General features: G+C 33.2%; 18 protein-coding genes. 15 read left to right on the top strand and 3 right to left on the bottom strand.

Annotation, left to right across the window (positions count from 1 at the left end; translation table 11 throughout):
* Positions 1-92 precede the first annotated feature (92 nt).
* The 3 genes from CDIMF43_RS12725 to CDIMF43_RS12715 are packed head-to-tail and all read right to left on the bottom strand — an operon-like array spanning position 93 to position 3,739.
* The gene (locus tag CDIMF43_RS12725; protein ID WP_109842222.1) at positions 93-920 is read right to left on the bottom strand and encodes a hypothetical protein; all 828 of its coding nucleotides are present in this window, start codon (positions 918-920) and stop codon (positions 93-95) included.
* A 2-nt stretch (positions 921-922) separates the two neighbouring features.
* Positions 923-2,662 (bottom strand): DUF2264 domain-containing protein, encoded by a 1,740-nt coding sequence (locus CDIMF43_RS12720; protein WP_109842221.1) that lies wholly within the window; start codon positions 2,660-2,662, stop codon positions 923-925.
* Positions 2,663-2,701: 39 nt separating this feature from the next.
* Complete coding sequence (locus CDIMF43_RS12715; protein ID WP_233218327.1) at positions 2,702-3,739, bottom strand: galactose-1-epimerase; 1,038 nt, start codon at positions 3,737-3,739, stop codon at positions 2,702-2,704.
* Positions 3,740-3,995: 256 nt separating this feature from the next.
* On the opposite strand from CDIMF43_RS12715, the gene CDIMF43_RS12710 reads away from it, so the two are divergent.
* From CDIMF43_RS12710 to CDIMF43_RS13650, 15 genes are all read left to right on the top strand, one after another.
* Positions 3,996-5,159, top strand: a complete 1,164-nt coding sequence (locus CDIMF43_RS12710) for a galactokinase (RefSeq protein WP_109842220.1) — start codon at positions 3,996-3,998, stop codon at positions 5,157-5,159.
* Between the two features lie 16 nt (positions 5,160-5,175).
* On the top strand, positions 5,176-6,165 hold the full coding sequence (gene galE, locus CDIMF43_RS12705; RefSeq protein ID WP_074401603.1) for a UDP-glucose 4-epimerase GalE: 990 nt from the start codon (positions 5,176-5,178) through the stop codon (positions 6,163-6,165).
* 10 nt (positions 6,166-6,175) lie between these two features.
* Positions 6,176-7,672 (top strand): UDP-glucose--hexose-1-phosphate uridylyltransferase, encoded by a 1,497-nt coding sequence (gene galT / locus CDIMF43_RS12700; RefSeq protein WP_109842219.1) that lies wholly within the window; start codon positions 6,176-6,178, stop codon positions 7,670-7,672.
* Between the two features lies 1 nt (position 7,673).
* Positions 7,674-8,666, top strand: a complete 993-nt coding sequence (locus CDIMF43_RS12695) for a LacI family DNA-binding transcriptional regulator (protein WP_082985700.1) — start codon at positions 7,674-7,676, stop codon at positions 8,664-8,666.
* Between the two features lie 318 nt (positions 8,667-8,984).
* Positions 8,985-9,368, top strand: a complete 384-nt coding sequence (locus tag CDIMF43_RS12690) for a MerR family transcriptional regulator (protein ID WP_109842218.1) — start codon at positions 8,985-8,987, stop codon at positions 9,366-9,368.
* Positions 9,365-9,946: a histidine phosphatase family protein gene (locus tag CDIMF43_RS12685; RefSeq protein ID WP_074401606.1), complete on the top strand. Its 582-nt coding sequence runs from the start codon at positions 9,365-9,367 to the stop codon at positions 9,944-9,946. The genes CDIMF43_RS12690 and CDIMF43_RS12685 overlap by 4 nt, the downstream gene beginning before the upstream one ends.
* A gap of 15 nt (positions 9,947-9,961) precedes the next feature.
* Entirely contained in the window at positions 9,962-10,702 is a 741-nt protein-coding gene (locus CDIMF43_RS12680) for a carboxymuconolactone decarboxylase family protein (protein ID WP_074401607.1), read from the top strand.
* A 67-nt stretch (positions 10,703-10,769) separates the two neighbouring features.
* The gene (locus tag CDIMF43_RS12675) at positions 10,770-10,961 is read left to right on the top strand and encodes a CsbD family protein (protein ID WP_034568306.1); all 192 of its coding nucleotides are present in this window, start codon (positions 10,770-10,772) and stop codon (positions 10,959-10,961) included.
* Between the two features lie 463 nt (positions 10,962-11,424).
* On the top strand, positions 11,425-12,933 hold the full coding sequence (locus CDIMF43_RS12670) for a helix-turn-helix domain-containing protein (protein WP_135021029.1): 1,509 nt from the start codon (positions 11,425-11,427) through the stop codon (positions 12,931-12,933).
* Positions 12,934-13,350: 417 nt separating this feature from the next.
* A complete protein-coding gene (locus CDIMF43_RS12665) occupies positions 13,351-13,818 on the top strand; it encodes a hypothetical protein (protein ID WP_109842216.1) in 468 nt (155 codons plus the stop codon).
* A gap of 184 nt (positions 13,819-14,002) precedes the next feature.
* A complete protein-coding gene (locus CDIMF43_RS12660; RefSeq protein ID WP_109842215.1) occupies positions 14,003-15,445 on the top strand; it encodes a helix-turn-helix domain-containing protein in 1,443 nt (480 codons plus the stop codon).
* A gap of 149 nt (positions 15,446-15,594) precedes the next feature.
* Positions 15,595-16,497 carry a coiled-coil domain-containing protein gene (locus CDIMF43_RS12655; protein WP_074401611.1) on the top strand — a complete coding sequence of 301 codons (903 nt, stop codon included), beginning with the start codon at positions 15,595-15,597 and terminating at the stop codon, positions 16,495-16,497.
* Positions 16,497-17,639: a signal peptidase I gene (lepB, locus tag CDIMF43_RS12650; protein WP_109842214.1), complete on the top strand. Its 1,143-nt coding sequence runs from the start codon at positions 16,497-16,499 to the stop codon at positions 17,637-17,639. The genes CDIMF43_RS12655 and lepB overlap by 1 nt, the downstream gene beginning before the upstream one ends.
* Positions 17,640-17,651: 12 nt before the next feature.
* Positions 17,652-17,891, top strand: a complete 240-nt coding sequence (locus CDIMF43_RS12645) for a hypothetical protein (RefSeq protein WP_074401612.1) — start codon at positions 17,652-17,654, stop codon at positions 17,889-17,891.
* The coding region (locus CDIMF43_RS13650) for a hypothetical protein (RefSeq protein ID WP_199198171.1) at positions 17,888-18,393 on the top strand (506 nt) is incomplete at its 3' end. The genes CDIMF43_RS12645 and CDIMF43_RS13650, both read left to right, overlap by 4 nt.

Here is an 18,393-nt window from a genome sequence, read left to right as displayed (position 1 = left end):
TAACGTAAAAAAAGGAAAAAGCAACTCATTTAAGGAAATTTCTTATATAAATAAAAAAACAACTCTTTAGTAAAGTTGTTTTTTTCTAGTCGCTATTTATTTTTACCAAAAATTTCGATTTGTGTTAAAGCGGGAAATGGGGAAGCATCAGGAGCTTTTTTTAACTCTTTTAAGGTGAGATAAGTTGTTTTTATCGGTGAGAATGAGAGTTCTTGGAAATGAGGTGAGTCCGTCGTTGAGACTATTTTTTCCTCTCCATTAGAAAAACAAAGGGTTACTTCTTTCCAATGGCTATCATGAGGGTAATCGGCTCTAAATAATAAGCGAATCCAATCGACTTCAACGACTCGACCAAATTCAATGGTGAGTGTAGCCTCTGCTTGTTGATTGATTCCCCATGAATTATAAGGATAAGAACCATGAGACAAGTTTCCATATTTTCCATCAATTGCATTTTTGGCAAAGAACACAACGTCATCTCTGGTCTCGACATTTGCAGTTGCGTGAGGATAGGCATAAGTGTCTTCTTTTTGGTCATGAGGATTAATGGATAAGTTTTGATAATGGTTTATTTCAAAATCATAGGCTTTTCTGACCACAAGATGGTGTCTTTTTGAAGAAAAGGCTGTTTCAACAGAAGCCTTTTTAGCTGAGTGTGCTATTGGTATCAGATAGCTCCATGTTTTTTTCGTTAAATAAATAAGTGTAGGAGCGAGGGTTTCATCAAGTTGAACCACAAGGTAGCAATTAGCTTTGTCTGTTGTGATATGGATGTAATCGCCCTCCAAATAGGTGTAATCTTTAATTGTCAGGACGGCCATTTCAGTTCCTATTGCCTTAAGTTCCTGTCTTTCTTTTTCATGGTCGATTTTCCCTGAAATCTGTTGTTGGTGTTTATTTTTTAATGCTAATTCAATCATTGTTAACGTCCTTTCTTAGTTGTATTTGATACAATACCGCCAACTAAACATATAAGACGGTGTTTTCCAGCGGAAATAGTTGTTTGCAAAGAAGGAAAAGAGGTACGTGGGAAAAAGAGAGACGTATTTACTTCTGGACGAATAATTTCGGCTGTATCATATCCTTCAATGGCAACAATTTGAGAGGTTAATTTCCCTTCGTGTATACAAGCTTCGGTTTGTGAATGAGTTGCTTTTGGATGTTGTCCCAGCAGAGGAACACTGAATCCTCCTTCACGTAAGTCAAGGGACCTACTTGTTTCAATTTCATGAACGCGTAAATGCCATTCGCCAAAAGGATAGATGGTTGTGGTAATGGAGACCCCCTCAAAAGGATGCCATGTTTGAGTTGTATACGTTTCAGTTAAAAGATAATCCGTAACTTCTCCCTTAGTGCGATAATAGCTATTTAGGTCACATGAAACAGCTAATGTATTATCGAATGCTCCTTCTTCGTAAGAAATACTCGCTTTAGGTACGCTAAATCCAAATTTAGTAGAGTAAACAAATTTACTGTATTTTGCTTGAGCATGTGCTTGGTTCTTTAGCATAAGTCCAGCAGGGTAACCGAGTAAGTGTGAGTGATTGTGATTATAATGTAAAAGCATATTCCCATTATGGACGAGCTTCTTAGAACGTTTACTTAAAGGAACGGGAGAAGCCTGCCAAAAGGGATGTGTGTCAGGTACTGCTAGTAGTAAAAAGAATTTTAGCCCCCAATATGGAGAGCCAGGAGCATTGTACCCTTCCGCCATAATTAAATTTTCATAATGATAACCAATTGATAGCCGTCCATCAACTGTGAAAATATCATGGTTCATCCAATTGGTTAAATGTGCGGACATAAGCGTTTTCATTTCACCCCAAGGAATCGCTTCAACATCTGCAAAAATTAAAGCTGAAAAAAAAGCAGCTTGAGCAAAACGATACGTTAAACTTCTGCCAAAAGGCAATGCTTCACCGTCTTCATCAAAATAATAAATAAAATCTTTCGAAAAATAGGTTGCACGTTCAATAAAAATTTTTGATCGAACAGGATCAATATCCTTCATAAAAGTTGCATAAATCAAACCATAATAATGAAAAGCAAAAGGAACATAGTAATCTCTTTGAGTTTCTTGTCCGTCTTTATACCATCCATCTCCTAGATACATGGAGTCAATCAATTTTAATTCAACATCAAGTGCTTGCTGATCCAGCTTTTCTCCACAAGAAGATAGAGCGATTCGAATTAAAATTTTAAAAAAAGTCCAGTTATTTTTAGGGATTTTTCGTTCAAGAGCTTGATTCAACCAGTTGATTAAATTTGTTTTTGACTTTTTAGATAAAGCATCAAAAAAATAGTCTTTATGAAGCAAAATCGTCAAGGATAGCGCGGCTGATTCGACTATATATTGGTCATAATTTTGAATGTCTCCCCAATAAACAGGGCTTGTAGGATCTGTTCCTTGCGTTATTTTTTCTAAATAAGCGAGTTGCAAAGGGGAGTCTTTTTCAATGGTCCATAAGGCTGAAAGTCCCCATAAAGGACGGATAAGAGCTTCCATTTCTGCTCGCTGCTGAGTATAAACGGCACCACTAGTTCCTAGGTTTAATCCTGAGGTTGATGAAAAGAGCAGTTCCTGTCGCAAAGGCTGCATTATTTTTTCTAGAGCAGTTACGTAATCTTTTTGAGTGATAAACGTCATTTCTTTATTTTTCATGATAAGAAAGCTCCTTTGTATGCGATAAAGTAAAAAATATTAAAAGATAACTTTAAACATTGTTGTAGAATCATATGGTTTTTCAGGTCGAATAGCGAGGTCTCCAAAATGATGAAAACGTTCAGCACCGGGAGGAATTTGCGTTTCTAAAGTAAGTCCGCCATGGTTGACTAGCTTTTTATCGTGAAAAGTTAGAGTGCTATCTGAAAAATTTGCAGAAAATAAGACAACAGCAGGTTGATCGGTATAGAGTTCTAGTTGAATCGTTTGATCTGGACTTATTAAAAGAACATCCGGATGGATTAGATCGTGATTAGTCAGAATAAATGGATGGTCTAGTCCTCCCATCATTAAAATTTGAGAGTCGTTACTATCAAGCGCCTCTTTTATTTTTTTAATTTTTTGAAAATCAAAAGCTGTATTTTCGACACTTTTTGTAACTCCTAAAGGTGTAACATCTGATTTTAAAGGAATAAATTCATCTGCTTGAATCAATAATTCATGGTCTGCGACAGATTGAGTAGGGTCCCCCGTTAAGTTAAAGTAAACATGATTTGTTGGATTAAAAATACTAGGGACATCAGCTGTAGCATGATAAGTTATTTTACATTCATTATTATCAGTAAGAGTATACGTGACTGAGACAGTCAAATTACCAGGAAAGCCATTTTCACCATCAGGGCTTTTTAAACAAAATGTAATGGCAGGTTCGGGTTCTGATTGAACTAGTTGAGTGCTCCATTTTTTACTTTCAAAACTGGGAGAACCTCCGTGTAAAGTATTTTTAGTGAAAGGATCAACAGTTGTTTGATAGTTCAAATTATTTAGTGTAAATGTTCCTTCGATGATCCGTCCAGCGGTTCGACCAATTGTTGCGCCAAAGTATAAATCATTTTCAAGATAGTCACGTGTAGAATCGAACCCTAAAACAATAGAACGCAGGTCCTTTTTATTTGTAGGAATAGCAAGCTGAACGATCCTTGCTCCAAAGTCAGTCACTTTTAAAATGACTCCATTTTTGTTTGTTAGGGAATAAAGAGTCATCTCATTTCCAAAATCTTTTGATGTAATTGTCAATAAAAACAGTCCTTTCTGCCATTGCAAATTTAATTTCTGTGAGCTAATTTTAATGTAATCATACGATATAAGTAAAATTAAGTAAAGATTTACTTTGTCTGTGTAAGGAAATGAATGTTAATCAATTTCCGTTACTTTTAAAATGAATAGGGTACTTTTGGAAAGGGATGAATTCACATTTTTTATTAAAAAGTTGAAAAAGTTTAGTAAATAAACTACAATTAATTTACTAAAATAATTTTAATGAGGTGGAGAAATGGAAAAGGAATTAAAAAAAAAATTTGTCAAACTATTTGATAAACAGGATGGAGACAGTTATTTTTCTCCCGGTAGAATCAATCTAATAGGCGAGCATACAGATTACAATGGAGGACATGTTTTCCCAGCAGCGATTACGCTAGGAACATATGGGATTGCAAGTAAACGAAAAGATAACAGGATCCGATTGTATTCTGAAAACTTTAAAGACAGTGGTGTAATTGAATTTTCAATGGAAGATCTTTCTTATTCAAGAGCTCATAATTGGGCGAATTATCCCAAAGGAGTAGTGAAGTATTTAATAGAGGCTGGCTATAACATCACTAGCGGAGTTGATATTCTTTTTTATGGAACCATTCCAAATGGTGCTGGTTTATCTTCTTCTGCATCAATTGAACTTTTAACGGGAGTGATCCTTAATGATTTATTTAAGTTGGAGGTTCCTACCTTAGAATTGATTGAAATAGGAAAAAAAGTTGAAAATAGTTTTATTGGTGTAAATTCAGGTATTATGGATCAATTTGCAGTAGGAATGGGGAAAAAAAATCAAGCCATTTTGTTAGATACGAGTTCATTAAAATATGAAATGGTTCCAGCAGACTTTGGAGAATATGTGGTTGTCATTATGAATACGAATAAACGTAGAGAATTAGCAGACTCTAAGTACAATGAAAGACGTTCAGAATGCGAAGAAGCGTTGCATCTTTTACAAAAAAAAGTAAGCATTGCTTCTTTAGGTGAACTAAATGAAGCTAGCTTTGAACGTTATCTTCATTTGATTGGAAATCCAACTTTAATCAAGCGTGCCAGACATGCAGTTACTGAAAATCAACGGACGTTAAAAGCCAAAGAAGCATTAACAGAAGGCAATTTGATGGAGTTTGGGAAACTCCTTAATGATTCTCACTCTTCTTTAAAGCAAGATTATGAAGTAACAGGAATTGAATTGGATACCTTAGTTTCTTGTGCCCAGCGCCAGCCAGGGGTACTGGGTGCCAGAATGACAGGTGCTGGTTTTGGTGGGTGCAGCATTGCGTTGGTTAAAGAAAGTGAATTAGATGCCTTTATTCAAGTTGTTGGCGAAAATTATCAAGAAAAAATTGGGTATCCAGCAGATTTTTATAAAGCTTATATTGCTGAGGGTGCACGAAAATTATCGTAAAAAAGGAGAGAATCGAATGGCAATTTTAGTTCTAGGTGGGGCGGGTTATATAGGGTCTCATGCAGTTTCACAATTAATTCAAAAAGGCGAAAAGGTTGTAGTCGTTGATAATTTATTGACGGGACATAGACAAGCCGTCCATCCAGCTGCATTGTTTTATAGAGGAGATATTCGTGATGTCGCATTTTTAAACGAAGTTTTTCAAAAAGAACAAATTGAAAGCGTGCTGCATTTTGCAGCCAGTTCTTTAGTAGGAGAGTCTGTTGAAAAACCACTAGCTTATTTCAATAATAATGTGCATGGTATGCAAGTGTTACTAGAAGTCATGAATAAGCATGATGTCAGGCAAATCGTTTTTTCTAGTACAGCTGCTACTTATGGAGAACCTAAAAAATCACCAATTGATGAAATGACAACACCGAATCCTAAAAATCCATATGGTGAAAGTAAGCTGATGATGGAAAAAATGATGAAATGGTGTGACATCGCTTATGGCATTCGTTATGTTGCACTTAGGTACTTTAATGTTGCAGGTGCTAAAGCAGACGGATCGATTGGAGAAGACCATCATCCTGAAACCCATTTGGTTCCCCTTATTTTACAAGTTGCTTTAGGTCAAAGAGAGCAGTTGTCAATTTTTGGTGAAGATTATGCAACCCCTGATGGTACATGTATTCGCGATTATGTTTATGTAGAAGACTTAATCGCTGCACATTTACTAGCGTTAGATTATTTAGACGCTGGTCGTCCAAGTGACACGTTTAATTTAGGCAGCAACAACGGTTATTCTGTTAAAGAAATGGTGGAGGCAGCCAGAAGCGTAACGGGTCAAGAAATTCCTACCGTGATGGCTCCACGTAGAGATGGAGATCCTAGTTCTTTGGTTGCTTCCAGTGAAAAAGCAAAGAATATTCTTGGTTGGGAGCCTAGCTATACAGAAATTGAAAAAATCATTCAAACTGCTTGGAATTGGCATGTTCATCATCCGCTAGGCTATAAGAAATAGGAGGGTTCATATGAGTAATAAAGGGAGTCAGTTAATTGCAGACTTTGTAACGAAAATCATTCATCGAGGAAATTGGGATGAGATGGATCGTTTTTATCTTACAAACCAAATAGCTCATTTAATTGGTGAAAAAGAGTTAGCAAAGGAAAGTGAAATGACTGATAATCAAACCACCATTTTGAAAAGTGTTGAGATGCTACTTATTCAAGCCAAGGAAAATAAGGTTATTGGAGATTCTATAGCGGAGTCGGACATACTTGAAGCACAATTAATGGATTTTATTATGCCATCGCCTTCGCTAGTTAATCAACAATTTTATCAACAGTATCAGCATTCTCCAAAAAAAGCGACAGACTATTTTTACGAACTATGTAAAATAACTAATTATATTAAAACAAAATCAGTTGCTCGAAATATTCTTTTCCCGGCAGAGACTTCATATGGTAAACTAGAGATTACAATCAATCTTTCGAAGCCAGAAAAAGACCCAAAACAAATTGTAGCTGAAAAAAATACATTGGTGGAGCATTATCCTAAATGCATGCTGTGTATGGAAAATGAAGGATACCACGGGCGAATGGATTATCCGGCTCGAACCAATCATCGGATTATCCGAATGGACCTAGAGGGTGAAAGTTGGGGATTTCAGTACTCCCCCTATGCCTACTATAACGAACATGCTATCATTTTATCAACGGAACATCGTCCTATGAAGATTGGAAGAGAGACATTTAGACGTCTATTAAGTATTACGGAAAAATTGCCACATTATTTTGTAGGTTCGAATGCCGATTTACCGATTGTGGGAGGATCAATATTGGCTCATGATCACTATCAGGCAGGACGGCATACTTTTCCCATGGCCACTGCAGAGATAGAAACGACTTTTTGTTTAACCAACTTTAAGCAAGTAACAGCTGGTATTGTAAAATGGCCAATGTCGGTTATTCGTCTCCAAAGTACAAGTAAGAATGAGTTGATTGAAGCCGCAACGTTGATTTTAGAAAAATGGCGAATTTATTCAGATGACCAGGTGGAAATCAGTGCCTATTCTTTAGATGGTACACCTCATCATACGGTCACGCCAATTGCTCGTAGAAACGGCAACTTATTTGAAATTGATTTAGTTTTACGAGATAATAATACATCAAAAGAATTTCCTGACGGTATTTTTCACCCACATCCAGATGTGCAACACATAAAAAAAGAAAATATTGGCTTAATTGAAGTGATGGGACTAGCGATTCTGCCGCCTAGACTGTCCAAAGAATTAATAGAGGTTAAACACTATTTATTAAATAAAAATCATGAAATGGCGGAATACCATCGTACGTGGGCAGAAAGTTTAAAAACGAATGCAACCATTACCCCAGAGAATGTGATGGAGATTATTCAAAAAGGTGTGGGAGATGTATTTACCCAAGTTCTCATTGATGCAGGAGTGTTTAAACGAGATAAAAAAGGAATTGCAGCATTTAGGCGTTTTATCGAAAGTATAGAAAATTGAGGTGAGAATCATCGTAACCATTAAAGATATTGCACAGACAGTAGGCGTTTCTTCGGCTACTGTTTCACGTGTTTTAAATTATGATGAAACATTGTCAGTTGGCAATGAAACGAAAAAGAAAATATTTGAAGTAGCAGAAGAATTAAATTACAAAAAACATCATAGAAAACAGCGAGTGGGTAAAAGAACGGTACGTTTCGTTCAATGGTTTAACAATCAAGAAGAACTAGATGATATTTATTATTTATCCATTCGCTTAGGCATTGAAAAAAGAGCTGAAGAGGCTGGGATTACGTTAATAAAAGAACCGTTTAATGAACTTTCAACAAAAGAAATGGACGGAACGATTGTTCTTGGTAAGTTTGATGAACAGCAAATCCAACGCTTAGGTTTGTTAAAAGGGCCACTTCTTTTTGTCGATTTTGATGCTATGGCACTAGGGTATGATTCAATTGTTGTTGATTTTTTTCAAAGTGTAGAAATGGTCCTTCAAGAATTTCAAAATAAAGGACATCAAAAAATTGGCATCCTTTCAGGTCAAGAATACACAAAAGAATCCAATAAATTACTAGAAGATGCTCGATTAACAGCATTTAAACAACAGCTAAAAGCAGTGGGAGCGTATCATCAAGAATTCGTTCTACAAGCAGAGTTTTCTGTAGAAGCAGGTTATGAAACAATGAAAAAATTTATTGAGACCACTAAAGAATTGCCAACCGCTTTATTTGCAGCAAGTGATGCGTTAGCGATTGGAGCATTGCGAGCGTTGCAGGAAGCTTCAATTCAGGTACCTCAGGACATAGAGCTGATTGGGTTTAATGATGTAAGTGTTGCAAAATATGTGTCACCTGCATTAACAACAGTCAAAGTGCATACGGAATGGATGGGTGAGTTAGCTGTAGACACAGTAAAAGAACTGATAGAAAATCCTGCCCCTGTTCCACGAAAAATTACAATTGGAACGGAACTGATTTATCGAACTTCTACAAAATAAATGAAACGAACAATTCTTGAAAGGAGGAGAATTGTTCGTTTTTATTTGATTGAGAGTCGATGGTAGAGCAAAATCAAGCACTAGAAAAATAGCGTTGAAATCAAGTCCTCACCTACAAGAATTAACCATCACTAGATTTGACAATGTGCCTCTGATTGTTTATCAATTAACGAATAACCACAAGGAGTAGGCAAACAAAAATTTGTTCAACAATACTTATAAAAAAGGAGACTTTATAAATAAAAGTTACGAATAAAAAGAAACACTTGACCTAGAGTCAACTCCAAGTGTTAAACTATAAAAAAAGGAGGAAGATACATGAAAATAAATGAAGTCAGTAAAAAATTTAACCTCAGTATTGATACCTTAAGATATTACGAAAAAATTGGCTTAATTGAACCAATCAAAAGAGAAAACGGCATTCGCAATTACCAACAAGAAGATTTGGATCATATCGACTTTATTATTTGTATGAAAGAAGCCGGTTTAACTCTTGAAGCAATTAAACATTACTTTGATTTGTATCGTGAAGGAGAAGAAACCTTAGAGCAACGGGAAGAAATTCTTGCCAAGCAACAAGCAATCATCCTTGAAAAAATGACAAAACAACAAAAAACCTTAGATTATCTCGACTACAAAATAAATTTAACAAAAGATCGAATTAGCCAAAGAGATCATCAAAAAATGGGAGTGAACTTATGAAAAAAACATTGTATTTAATGAGGCATGGGCAAACATTATTCAACGCGCGACGCAAAATCCAAGGGGCAAGCGATTCTCCTTTAACTGAAAAAGGAAAACAACAAGCAATAACCGCCGGAACTTATTTTAAAGACAACCAAATTAAACTGACTCACGCCTATTCATCAACACAAGAACGGGCAAGTGATACGCTAGAATTAATGACTCAATTGCCTTATACTCGATTGAAAGGTCTGAAAGAATGGGATTTTGGTACATTTGAAGGAGAAAGTGAAGATTTAAATCCTCCGCTAACACCAGAAGAAGAAACGTATGGGGATTTTTTTGTTCGATTTAATGGTGAATCGGATAAAGACGTACAAAATCGGATGAATACAACCTTGCTTGAACTGATGGAGCAAGAGAATCACGAAAACGTCTTAGCGGTGAGTCATGGTGGCGCTTGTTTTATGTTCTTAAAAAAATGGGAAGATTTATCGAAACGTGAGGCTATTCGTTTTGATAATGGCTGTATTTTAAAATTTGAATATGAAAATCAAAGGTTTACCTTTATTGAAGCAATCAATCACAATTTTTAGAAAGAAGGAGAGCATATGGACAGAACTCAACTAAGTCGGGAAAAATTTAACGAACTATTTGGCGAATTTCCAACAATGGATTCAAAAGATCCTGAGTTAATGGAGATTTTGCAAAAATTTATTTTTGGTGAAGTTTTTTACGTTGGCGATCTGGAAGATTCATTAAGAGAGCTTGTTACGGTCGTTTTACTAGCCGTCCAACAAACCTTGCCTCAATTAAAAGCGCATACAGAAGCTGCATTAAGGATAGGTGTAACACCAATTGAAATCAAAGAAGCCATTTATCAGTGTGCTCCTTTTATCGGATTTCCGAAGACCTTGAATGCGGTTAATGCTATTAATGAAGTTTTTGAAGAACAAGGAATCGCTCTTCCACTACCTAGTCAAAAACAAGTGACAGAAGAGGAGCGCTTTGAAAAAGGAAAAGCAATTCAAACGCCTATTTATGGCGATGAAATTCAACAAGCCCATCAAGACTTGCCTGAAAACTTGAAAACTGTAGTGCCGAACTTTTTAACTGCAGTTGGGTTTGGTGACTTTTATACGAGATCGGGGTTGTCCCTACAAACAAGAGAGCTTTTAATTTTATGTATGCTGGTTGCAAACGGTCAAGAAAAACAAATTTTAGCACATGCGAAGGGGAATTTGAAAGTAGGAAACAGCAAAGAAGTCTTGCTTGCAACGATGATTCACTGTTTGCCTTATATCGGCTTTCCAAATGTCTTAAATGCCATTTCAATCATCAATAAAAGCTAAAAAGGGTTATCTTTGGAAATTACGATTCTTTTTTTGTATAATAAAAGAAAAGTTGGAGGGATGCACAATGACGGAAGATAACGGTAAATTAGATCAAGTCAAAGGTGAAGTGAAAGATCGCGTAGGCGGAGCAACAGGCGACAAACAAAAGCAAGCAGAAGGCATGTTTGATAAAGCTGTTGGAAAAGTAAAAGAATTCGCTACTGAAGCAAAAGATAAAACAGAAGATTTTATCGATGATGTGAAAGAAAAATTTTAAAGCGAATCAAGTGAACAGAGGTCGTGACATAGAGGCCTTAAAAAATAAAACGATCTTGACGATTTTCAGAATAACTGGAAATCGCCAAGATTTTTTTGTTTGTATAGTTTCCCCATACTGGTACTAATTTTCTTGAATTCACCTATAGGAACGGCTTTTATTCTATATAAAAAACTTAATACTTTAAGAAAATAGAATAATCTGGAATTTATTGTTCTATTTTCTCATAATAGAGTTTTTGATTATATTTAGACGGCTTTTCATTGAAATTGTGGTTTATATTTTGCATATCTTCTTGTATTAATTTTAAGGAAAAATGATGCAAGGGTTTGTAGCGATTGATTATCTGATACTTTATTAAATAAAGCATTTTAAACCAGTACTAGTCTAAAAAATATTTTTATACAATAAGCAACTTGATACATGAAAAAATCTCTTTTTTACGATACAATTGGTGTAAAAAGTGATAGAGCAAAAGGAGAGAGTGATTGTGGAGAAACAGGAGCATTTTCAGTTTATTTCAGATGATACACTACTTGAGATAAAAATAGCAATGTATCTTGATAAACAGTCTAGATATGTGAGCACAGAAGAATTAAGTGAAGAATTTAATCTCTCTAGTTTTTCGGCAAGAAAAATTTCCAGAAATTTAGAACAACATATAGAGGAATATAATACTGAGGGATATTCGATTGATATTTCTACAAGTTATGGAACAAAATTAAATGTTCCTATTGAAAGTGATTTGAAACTATTTTTTATTTTTATTATGGAACATAGTCCCAACATTCAATTAGTAAAGTCAATTTTTCAAGGGGAATTTAAAACTGTGACCCAATACGCTCTCGACCATCATTTAAGTGAAGCAACTGTTAGAAGAAATTTGAATAGTGTAAGAAAATTACTTGGAAATTTGAAAATAGGTATTTCAAATAAAAATTTCAATCTTACTGGGAGTGAAAAACAAATACGTTATTTCTTCTTATTATTTTTTTGGCGAATTAATCGGGGATTAGTTTGGCCGTTCAAGACGGTTTCTGAACAATCTATGAAATTAATTGTGGAGGGCTTGAGTGAAAAAGAATACGTTGCTCATTTATCTCCTATTGAAAAAAAGAGACTGATGTTTCTTTTAGCTATCACTAAAATCCGTATTAATTCAAACAACCATGTTGAATATGATGAGATTTTTCTTTACTCAGAAAATTATGAAAAGTTGAAATCTGATTTAGTATCATTGAACTATTTGTCCAATTTATCAAGAGATGAATTTTATTTTATGTATCAGCTCTTTAAAGGGTTTGCGTGGTTTAATAACTTAAGCGGAGAATTAGAGTTTGAGGAAGAGCATCTATTACCTGCTGGAGTGGCTAATGTCTATACGTTCAATAAAATTAAACATGTACTCTCTAATATTTCGGTAGAACAAACGAAAGTTGAAAAAGAGTTCTTGTATTCTATTCATGTTTTAGCGCACGAATTCCATAATTTCTCAACAGATATTAATGGGTATGATTATACAAGATTGATGAACTTACATGCGTTTAACTTGGAGCAAAAAATAATCAAATTTATCCAAACTGCTAAACAACAAACACACCTGTCTTTATATGAAGAGCAAAAATTTTTAGTTCCACATTATATTATGCTTCTAGCGAATGTATCGAAAAACCTTTCTTTTGAGAAGGAAATAATGGTGTATTTAGAAACGGCACTTCCTAAAGCGATTGAAAACTTTTTAGTAGAACAAATCAAAAATTATTTTAGAAGTCGATATAACATCAAATTTTTTAAATTAGGTGAGAAGATAGATGAAGAAAGAGTGGATGTTTTCTTAACCACAATTCCATTAGATGAGTACAATGAGATATACAAGAACGCTCAAATTATCGCCATTAATCGGGAACTACATTTTGCAGACTATGCAAAAATAGAAGAAGCTTTATTAAATTGTTTAAAGAAAAAACAGTGATTTATGGTGAATAGAATAAATTGTTGTATCTTTCTTCACTAGAAAAAAACTGTATAACTTTTTAGAAAAGTATTTGGAACATTTTATAAGTCTTATATTTATCCTACTAATATCGATTTATCTAAAAAACAGATTTTATCTTATGATAAAATCTGTTTTTTTAATATCAAATAAAAATTTTCTAGTAATAATAGGTCTAGTAACGACCATAAAGAAGACGGATTATAGCTTATTTTAGGAAGATTACAAATTAAAATGTGCAATTAATATTATTAAGTAAACTATTATTAATCAAAACTAGAAATTAGTAAGTGTGAAATTTGATGAAAAATAAGTTGTATATTGAATTATAGTAATGATACAAATCTAATTTGCGAATAAATTAGATATAAAATCACAGAATTAGGAGAACAAGTCATGATTAATTTAGAGAATCTCTTTTCAGCATGTTGGATTATGGATTGCTACTATTATAGTTGGATAAATAATAATAATAAAAGATTCAATAGGCAAATGGTTGTGGCACAAAATTATAAAAAAAGAGATTTAGAAAAACATTTAAACAACTATATTGATGCTACGATTTTGTATATTAAGGTCGAAAAAGTCATTTTTATCATAAATGACTCAGACCTAGAAGAATATGATAGGAATTTGTATGACAAAGGAAATTTAATTGATAAATATTGGAGAGATATGTCTCTTTATGTAGTAACTGTTAGGACCAAAGTCAACAATTACAATGAAGAACTCGATATTCAATGTATTGCTCCAATTGATATTGAGAATAGCGAATTAAAAAAAAGAATAATAAGTAAGTGTATAAAAAAAATTGAGATTAACCAGGTTAATATGCATGAAGATTGTTGGCTAAAGAAAAACTAGTTTGTATGTATGAATAAATAATAAGTTCCTGTATTAAAGAATAGGAAAAGGAATTAATGTTAGAAGTTAATTTTATTTAGAACAAACACGAGTTACTGTCGAACTCGGCAATATAAATTAAAAGTTTGAATTATAAAAGAGTAAAACACTTAAACTTTTTAGTTTAATAGAAAGAGGGATTTAGGTGAAACATTTTGAATTAATTACAGAAGATGAATTACTTGAAATCAATATAGCACTTTATCTCGCTGAGCAGTCTAACTTTGTGAGTACGGAACAGCTTATTTCAATATTTAATTTTCCAGAAAAAAGACTAAGAAAAATTGTAAATACCTTACAGAAAGATTTAATAGATTTCAATGAAGGAGAGCAAGTAATTACAGTTATTCGGAATAAAGGCGTTTTTTTTGATGTTTGCTTAAATGATGATTTGAAACGCTTTATTGCCTTTTTGTTAAATAAAAATAGGACGATTACACTACTAAGTGAAATTATTTTTGGTCGAGTAACTTCTATTTCGGATTATTCATCCCAATTTTTTATAGGAGAATCAACAATTAAACGACAGTTGTCAGATCTAAGAATATTTTTAAAAAGATACAATCTAGAAATTTCAAGAGGGTCATATGAAATAGTAGGCGAAGAAAAACAGATACAGTTATTTTTATATTTATTTTTTTGGAGGATTACAAGAGGCGTTGTTTGGCCATTCGATTCTATTGATGAGAATCAAATGAAACTCGATGTAAATAACCTTATTTCGCAATTAAATGTTAAAAATATAACTGAAATTGACAAACGGAGATTGATGTTTTATTTGGCAATAAATAAAATTCGAATTAGCCAAAGCCGCACGCAGCTAAAAAATAATACTATTGACAGAGAAAATTTAGGATTGCAGCTTAATTTAGAAATAGCAGAAGATTCTAGAGCTAAATATGAGGATGTAGAACTATACTATCAATTTTTTCAAAGCATTGGTTTTACCGGGGATTCTAACCATGATATTAAAGATTCAGAAGCAACTATTGCTACAAATAAATGTATGCAATTTTTTGAAGAAAAATTTTTTTTAATACCGAGTGAGCATAGGAAAGAAGTTGAAACATGGCTTTTTTATTGTCATAGCTTTAGTAAACAATTTGTTAATTTTGGCTGTGATATTAATGGATATGACTATTCCGAATATATAAATAAATACTGTAAGAATTTGAATATTAAACTAATAGAATTTATTAGACTGTTAAAAAAAGAAACTAATTTGCCGCTATTTGAGGAAGAACAATATTTATCTACTCATTATATGATGATTTTTGCCAAATTTGATAAGTTACCAATTTATGAAAAAAAAATTAGGATTGTGCTAGAAAGTGGGCTTCCATTTTTTGCAAGAGATTTTGTTATAAATCAAATTAAATCCTATTTAGGAAAAAAATATAATATTGAACTTATTGACGCAAGATTTTTAGAGGGTAATGAAAAAGTGGACATGGCTTTGGTAACAATTCCAATCAAAGAAATCAGCATAAAATATGAAAAAGCACAGCTTATTACAATAAATCGAGATTTAAGTTTGAATGACTTAAAAAAAATAGAAATGAAAATTTTAAGTTTGAAACATGCATGAATTAATACAAATTAGAATAGGAATCAAAAGGGTAAAAAAATGGTTTTTGGAAGGTTTGTTTTTTATCTTTCAGTTTCAGGAAGAAAAGTTATAATATATTGAGATAAAAATTGTTGTGAATAAAGTAAAGAAAGCGAAGTGAGACTTTTATGTTTGACTATGTTTTTCCAAAACAAAAAAAGAAAAATAAAGAGTATGACTATAGTTACGAGGAGTATGATGACGTGGGCTACGATTATGAAGAGGATGAACTTCAAAAAGAGATAGATTTATTAAAAGAACAAATTTCAGAAACGCAAACTAGCTACTCTGCTTTAAGTACAGAAATGATGCATGTAAAAGAAGAAAACGAACGATTATTTAATATGAATGAACGTATAAAAAGTGAAGCAGATCAAAAGCAACGAGAAGTTGACCAAATTACGAATAAAATGATGGATTACCAAGACCTTGTTGCGAAACTCAAGAAAGCTTTGGATCATGCTAAAGCGAATGACCAAGAAGAACAATCAAAAGTTAATCAAGCAGTTTCGAACATGGAAGCCCAACAAGAACAAATGAAAAAAGAATTTGGTTCTGAAAACAACAAGCTGAAACAATTATTAGTTGAGGAATCTGAAAAACGGACGGTTGAAAAGGAAGAACGAACACGTTTAATGTTTGTTATTGAAAAGTTGAAAAGTGAGAAAAAAGATGTAGAGAATGAGCTACAAAAAAGAATTCATCAGTTACAAGATGAATTAGAAAAGAATTCTACAGAAAATCATAGTGATAAGGTGGAAATTGCAGATGTGTTAGTAGAGGCAAAAGGGATTTCAAGCCGTATGATTGAACAGGCGGAAAAAAAAGCACAGCAAATTATGAGTCAAGCGAAATACGAAGCTCAAACAAAAGTATTTGAAGCAGAAAAAGAATTAAATGAACTTGAAAATGTTGCCCATAGTCTTTACTTAAGTGTCAATGAATTAAAAGATGAGTCAGCTATCACTTTTGACAAACTGGTGACCCAATTAAGTGCATTTAATAAAAAAGACAATGTGAATAAAAATTAATGAGCTTTTATGATGATGATAGGCTGAAAATAAACTATTTTCAAAGTTCTGCTCCTAGAATTGGAACGCATCTTCATTTATCAAATCAAAAAAATGAATTTTTTGCAGTGAGTAAAAAAATACTTATAAAAGAGAAAAATTATGAGTTGCTAGAAAAAATAATGCAGCGTTTTAGCTCAATTTGGGAAATCAGTTCGCCTGTCAAGCATTTAGAAATTGAATTGACAGAAGCTGAGTTAGAGTGGAATGCTTTTTATTTGAACTTGAAAAGCTGCTATGATCAGATTGTTTGGTTAGATGTTCAAATGGAACAGATAGGAAAAGACAAATGTATTTATTATTTTGATTTTATTCCTATTGCTAAAAAAGAATCTGGTTTCCCCTTGGAAACAAATTTTGAGAATTGTTTAGAGCAAGAATTTGGTAGTCAAAAAGAGATTCTTGTCTTTTTCTTAGCAGATTTAAAAAAAAAATTATTTCCTTATGTAAGTACAAAAAAATCAATAGATAAGGCGTCTAATTTTAACATACAAAAAGAGATGCGGATACAAGATAGACATTTTCTTGACACATCGCCCAGACTTCAACGAATTGATAATTCAACTACCCAAGATACTTTTAAACCAACGCGTTTAGATATCTATGGAGATAAAACCAGACGTTCTAATAATTGGATAAAAAAAACACTACTTTTTTCTTGTGTACTAGTTATTGTATTAGGAGAAATAGCATTAGTTCGACCAAAGGCTTCGTTTAAAGCGGAAATTGATGGTGATTCAATGCTTCCTACATATTACAATACTGAAAAAGTAGTTGTAGCAAAGTCTGTAAAAGAAATTCAACGCTTTGATGTTGTTGTTTTCAACTATTCAAAGACAGAAAATTATATAAAAAGGGTCATTGGTCTTCCGGGAGAGAACATCATTTATAAAGATGGAGAATTATACGTGAATGACGAATTAGTAGAAGATCCATATCGTGTTGGAAATGAAAATTTTACGTTGCATGAAATTGCAGAAGTGAATACAATTCCTCCAAATCATTATTTAGTCTTAGGGGATAATCGAAACAATTCTGCTGATAGCCGATCGTATGGTTTAATTAATGGCTTAAATTTTATTGGGATGGTAAAAGAAGAATAAGGAGTGAAAAAAATGTACCATTATGATCAATCGAAATGGATAGAATATCTTTACTGGGGATATTTAGGCGCTTCGTTTTTGACAGCGTTCGCTAGTGTAATCTATCTTATAAAACTTTATTTGTTTTCATTAGAAGTTACAACAATTGGAGATATTTTTTTAATTTTAGTATTATTGTTGGCTACGTTTTATTTTAGATTCAATGCTTTTCATTATCAAGAGTTATTAGCGAAGGAAGGTGTAGAAGAATGAAACATTCAAAAAAAAGAAATACATTTATAGTGGTAGGAATCAGTTTATTGACAATAGCAGGATTTGGATTCGGAGTCAACGGATTAGTCAGTGATGAATTACATTTACTAGCAAAAAGTTCTGATTCTGTGCATCCAAACAATGATGAAATTATTAAAAATGTTTCAACTGAAGAAGATAAGGATTCTTTAAGCGAAGAAGATAAGGACTCTTCAAGCGAAGAAGATAAAGATTCATCAGGTGAAGAAGATAAGGACTCTTCAAGTGAAGAAGATAAAGATTCATCAAGCGAAGAAGATAAAGATTCATCAAGTGAAGAAGATAAAGATTCATCAAGCGAAGAAGATAAAGATTCATCAAGTGAAGAAGATAAGGACTCTTCAAGCGAAGAAGATAAAGATTCATCAGGTGAAGAAGATAAGGACTCTTCAAGTGAAGAAGATAAAGATTCGTCAGGTGAAGAAGATAAGGACTCTTCAAGTGAAGAAGATAAAGATTCGTC

Source organism: Carnobacterium divergens (genome assembly GCF_900258435.1).
Lineage (GTDB): Bacteria > Bacillota > Bacilli > Lactobacillales > Carnobacteriaceae > Carnobacterium > Carnobacterium divergens_A.
The sequence above is the reverse complement of the archived record's forward strand: the minus strand, read 5'-3'. Positions and strand labels throughout refer to the sequence as shown.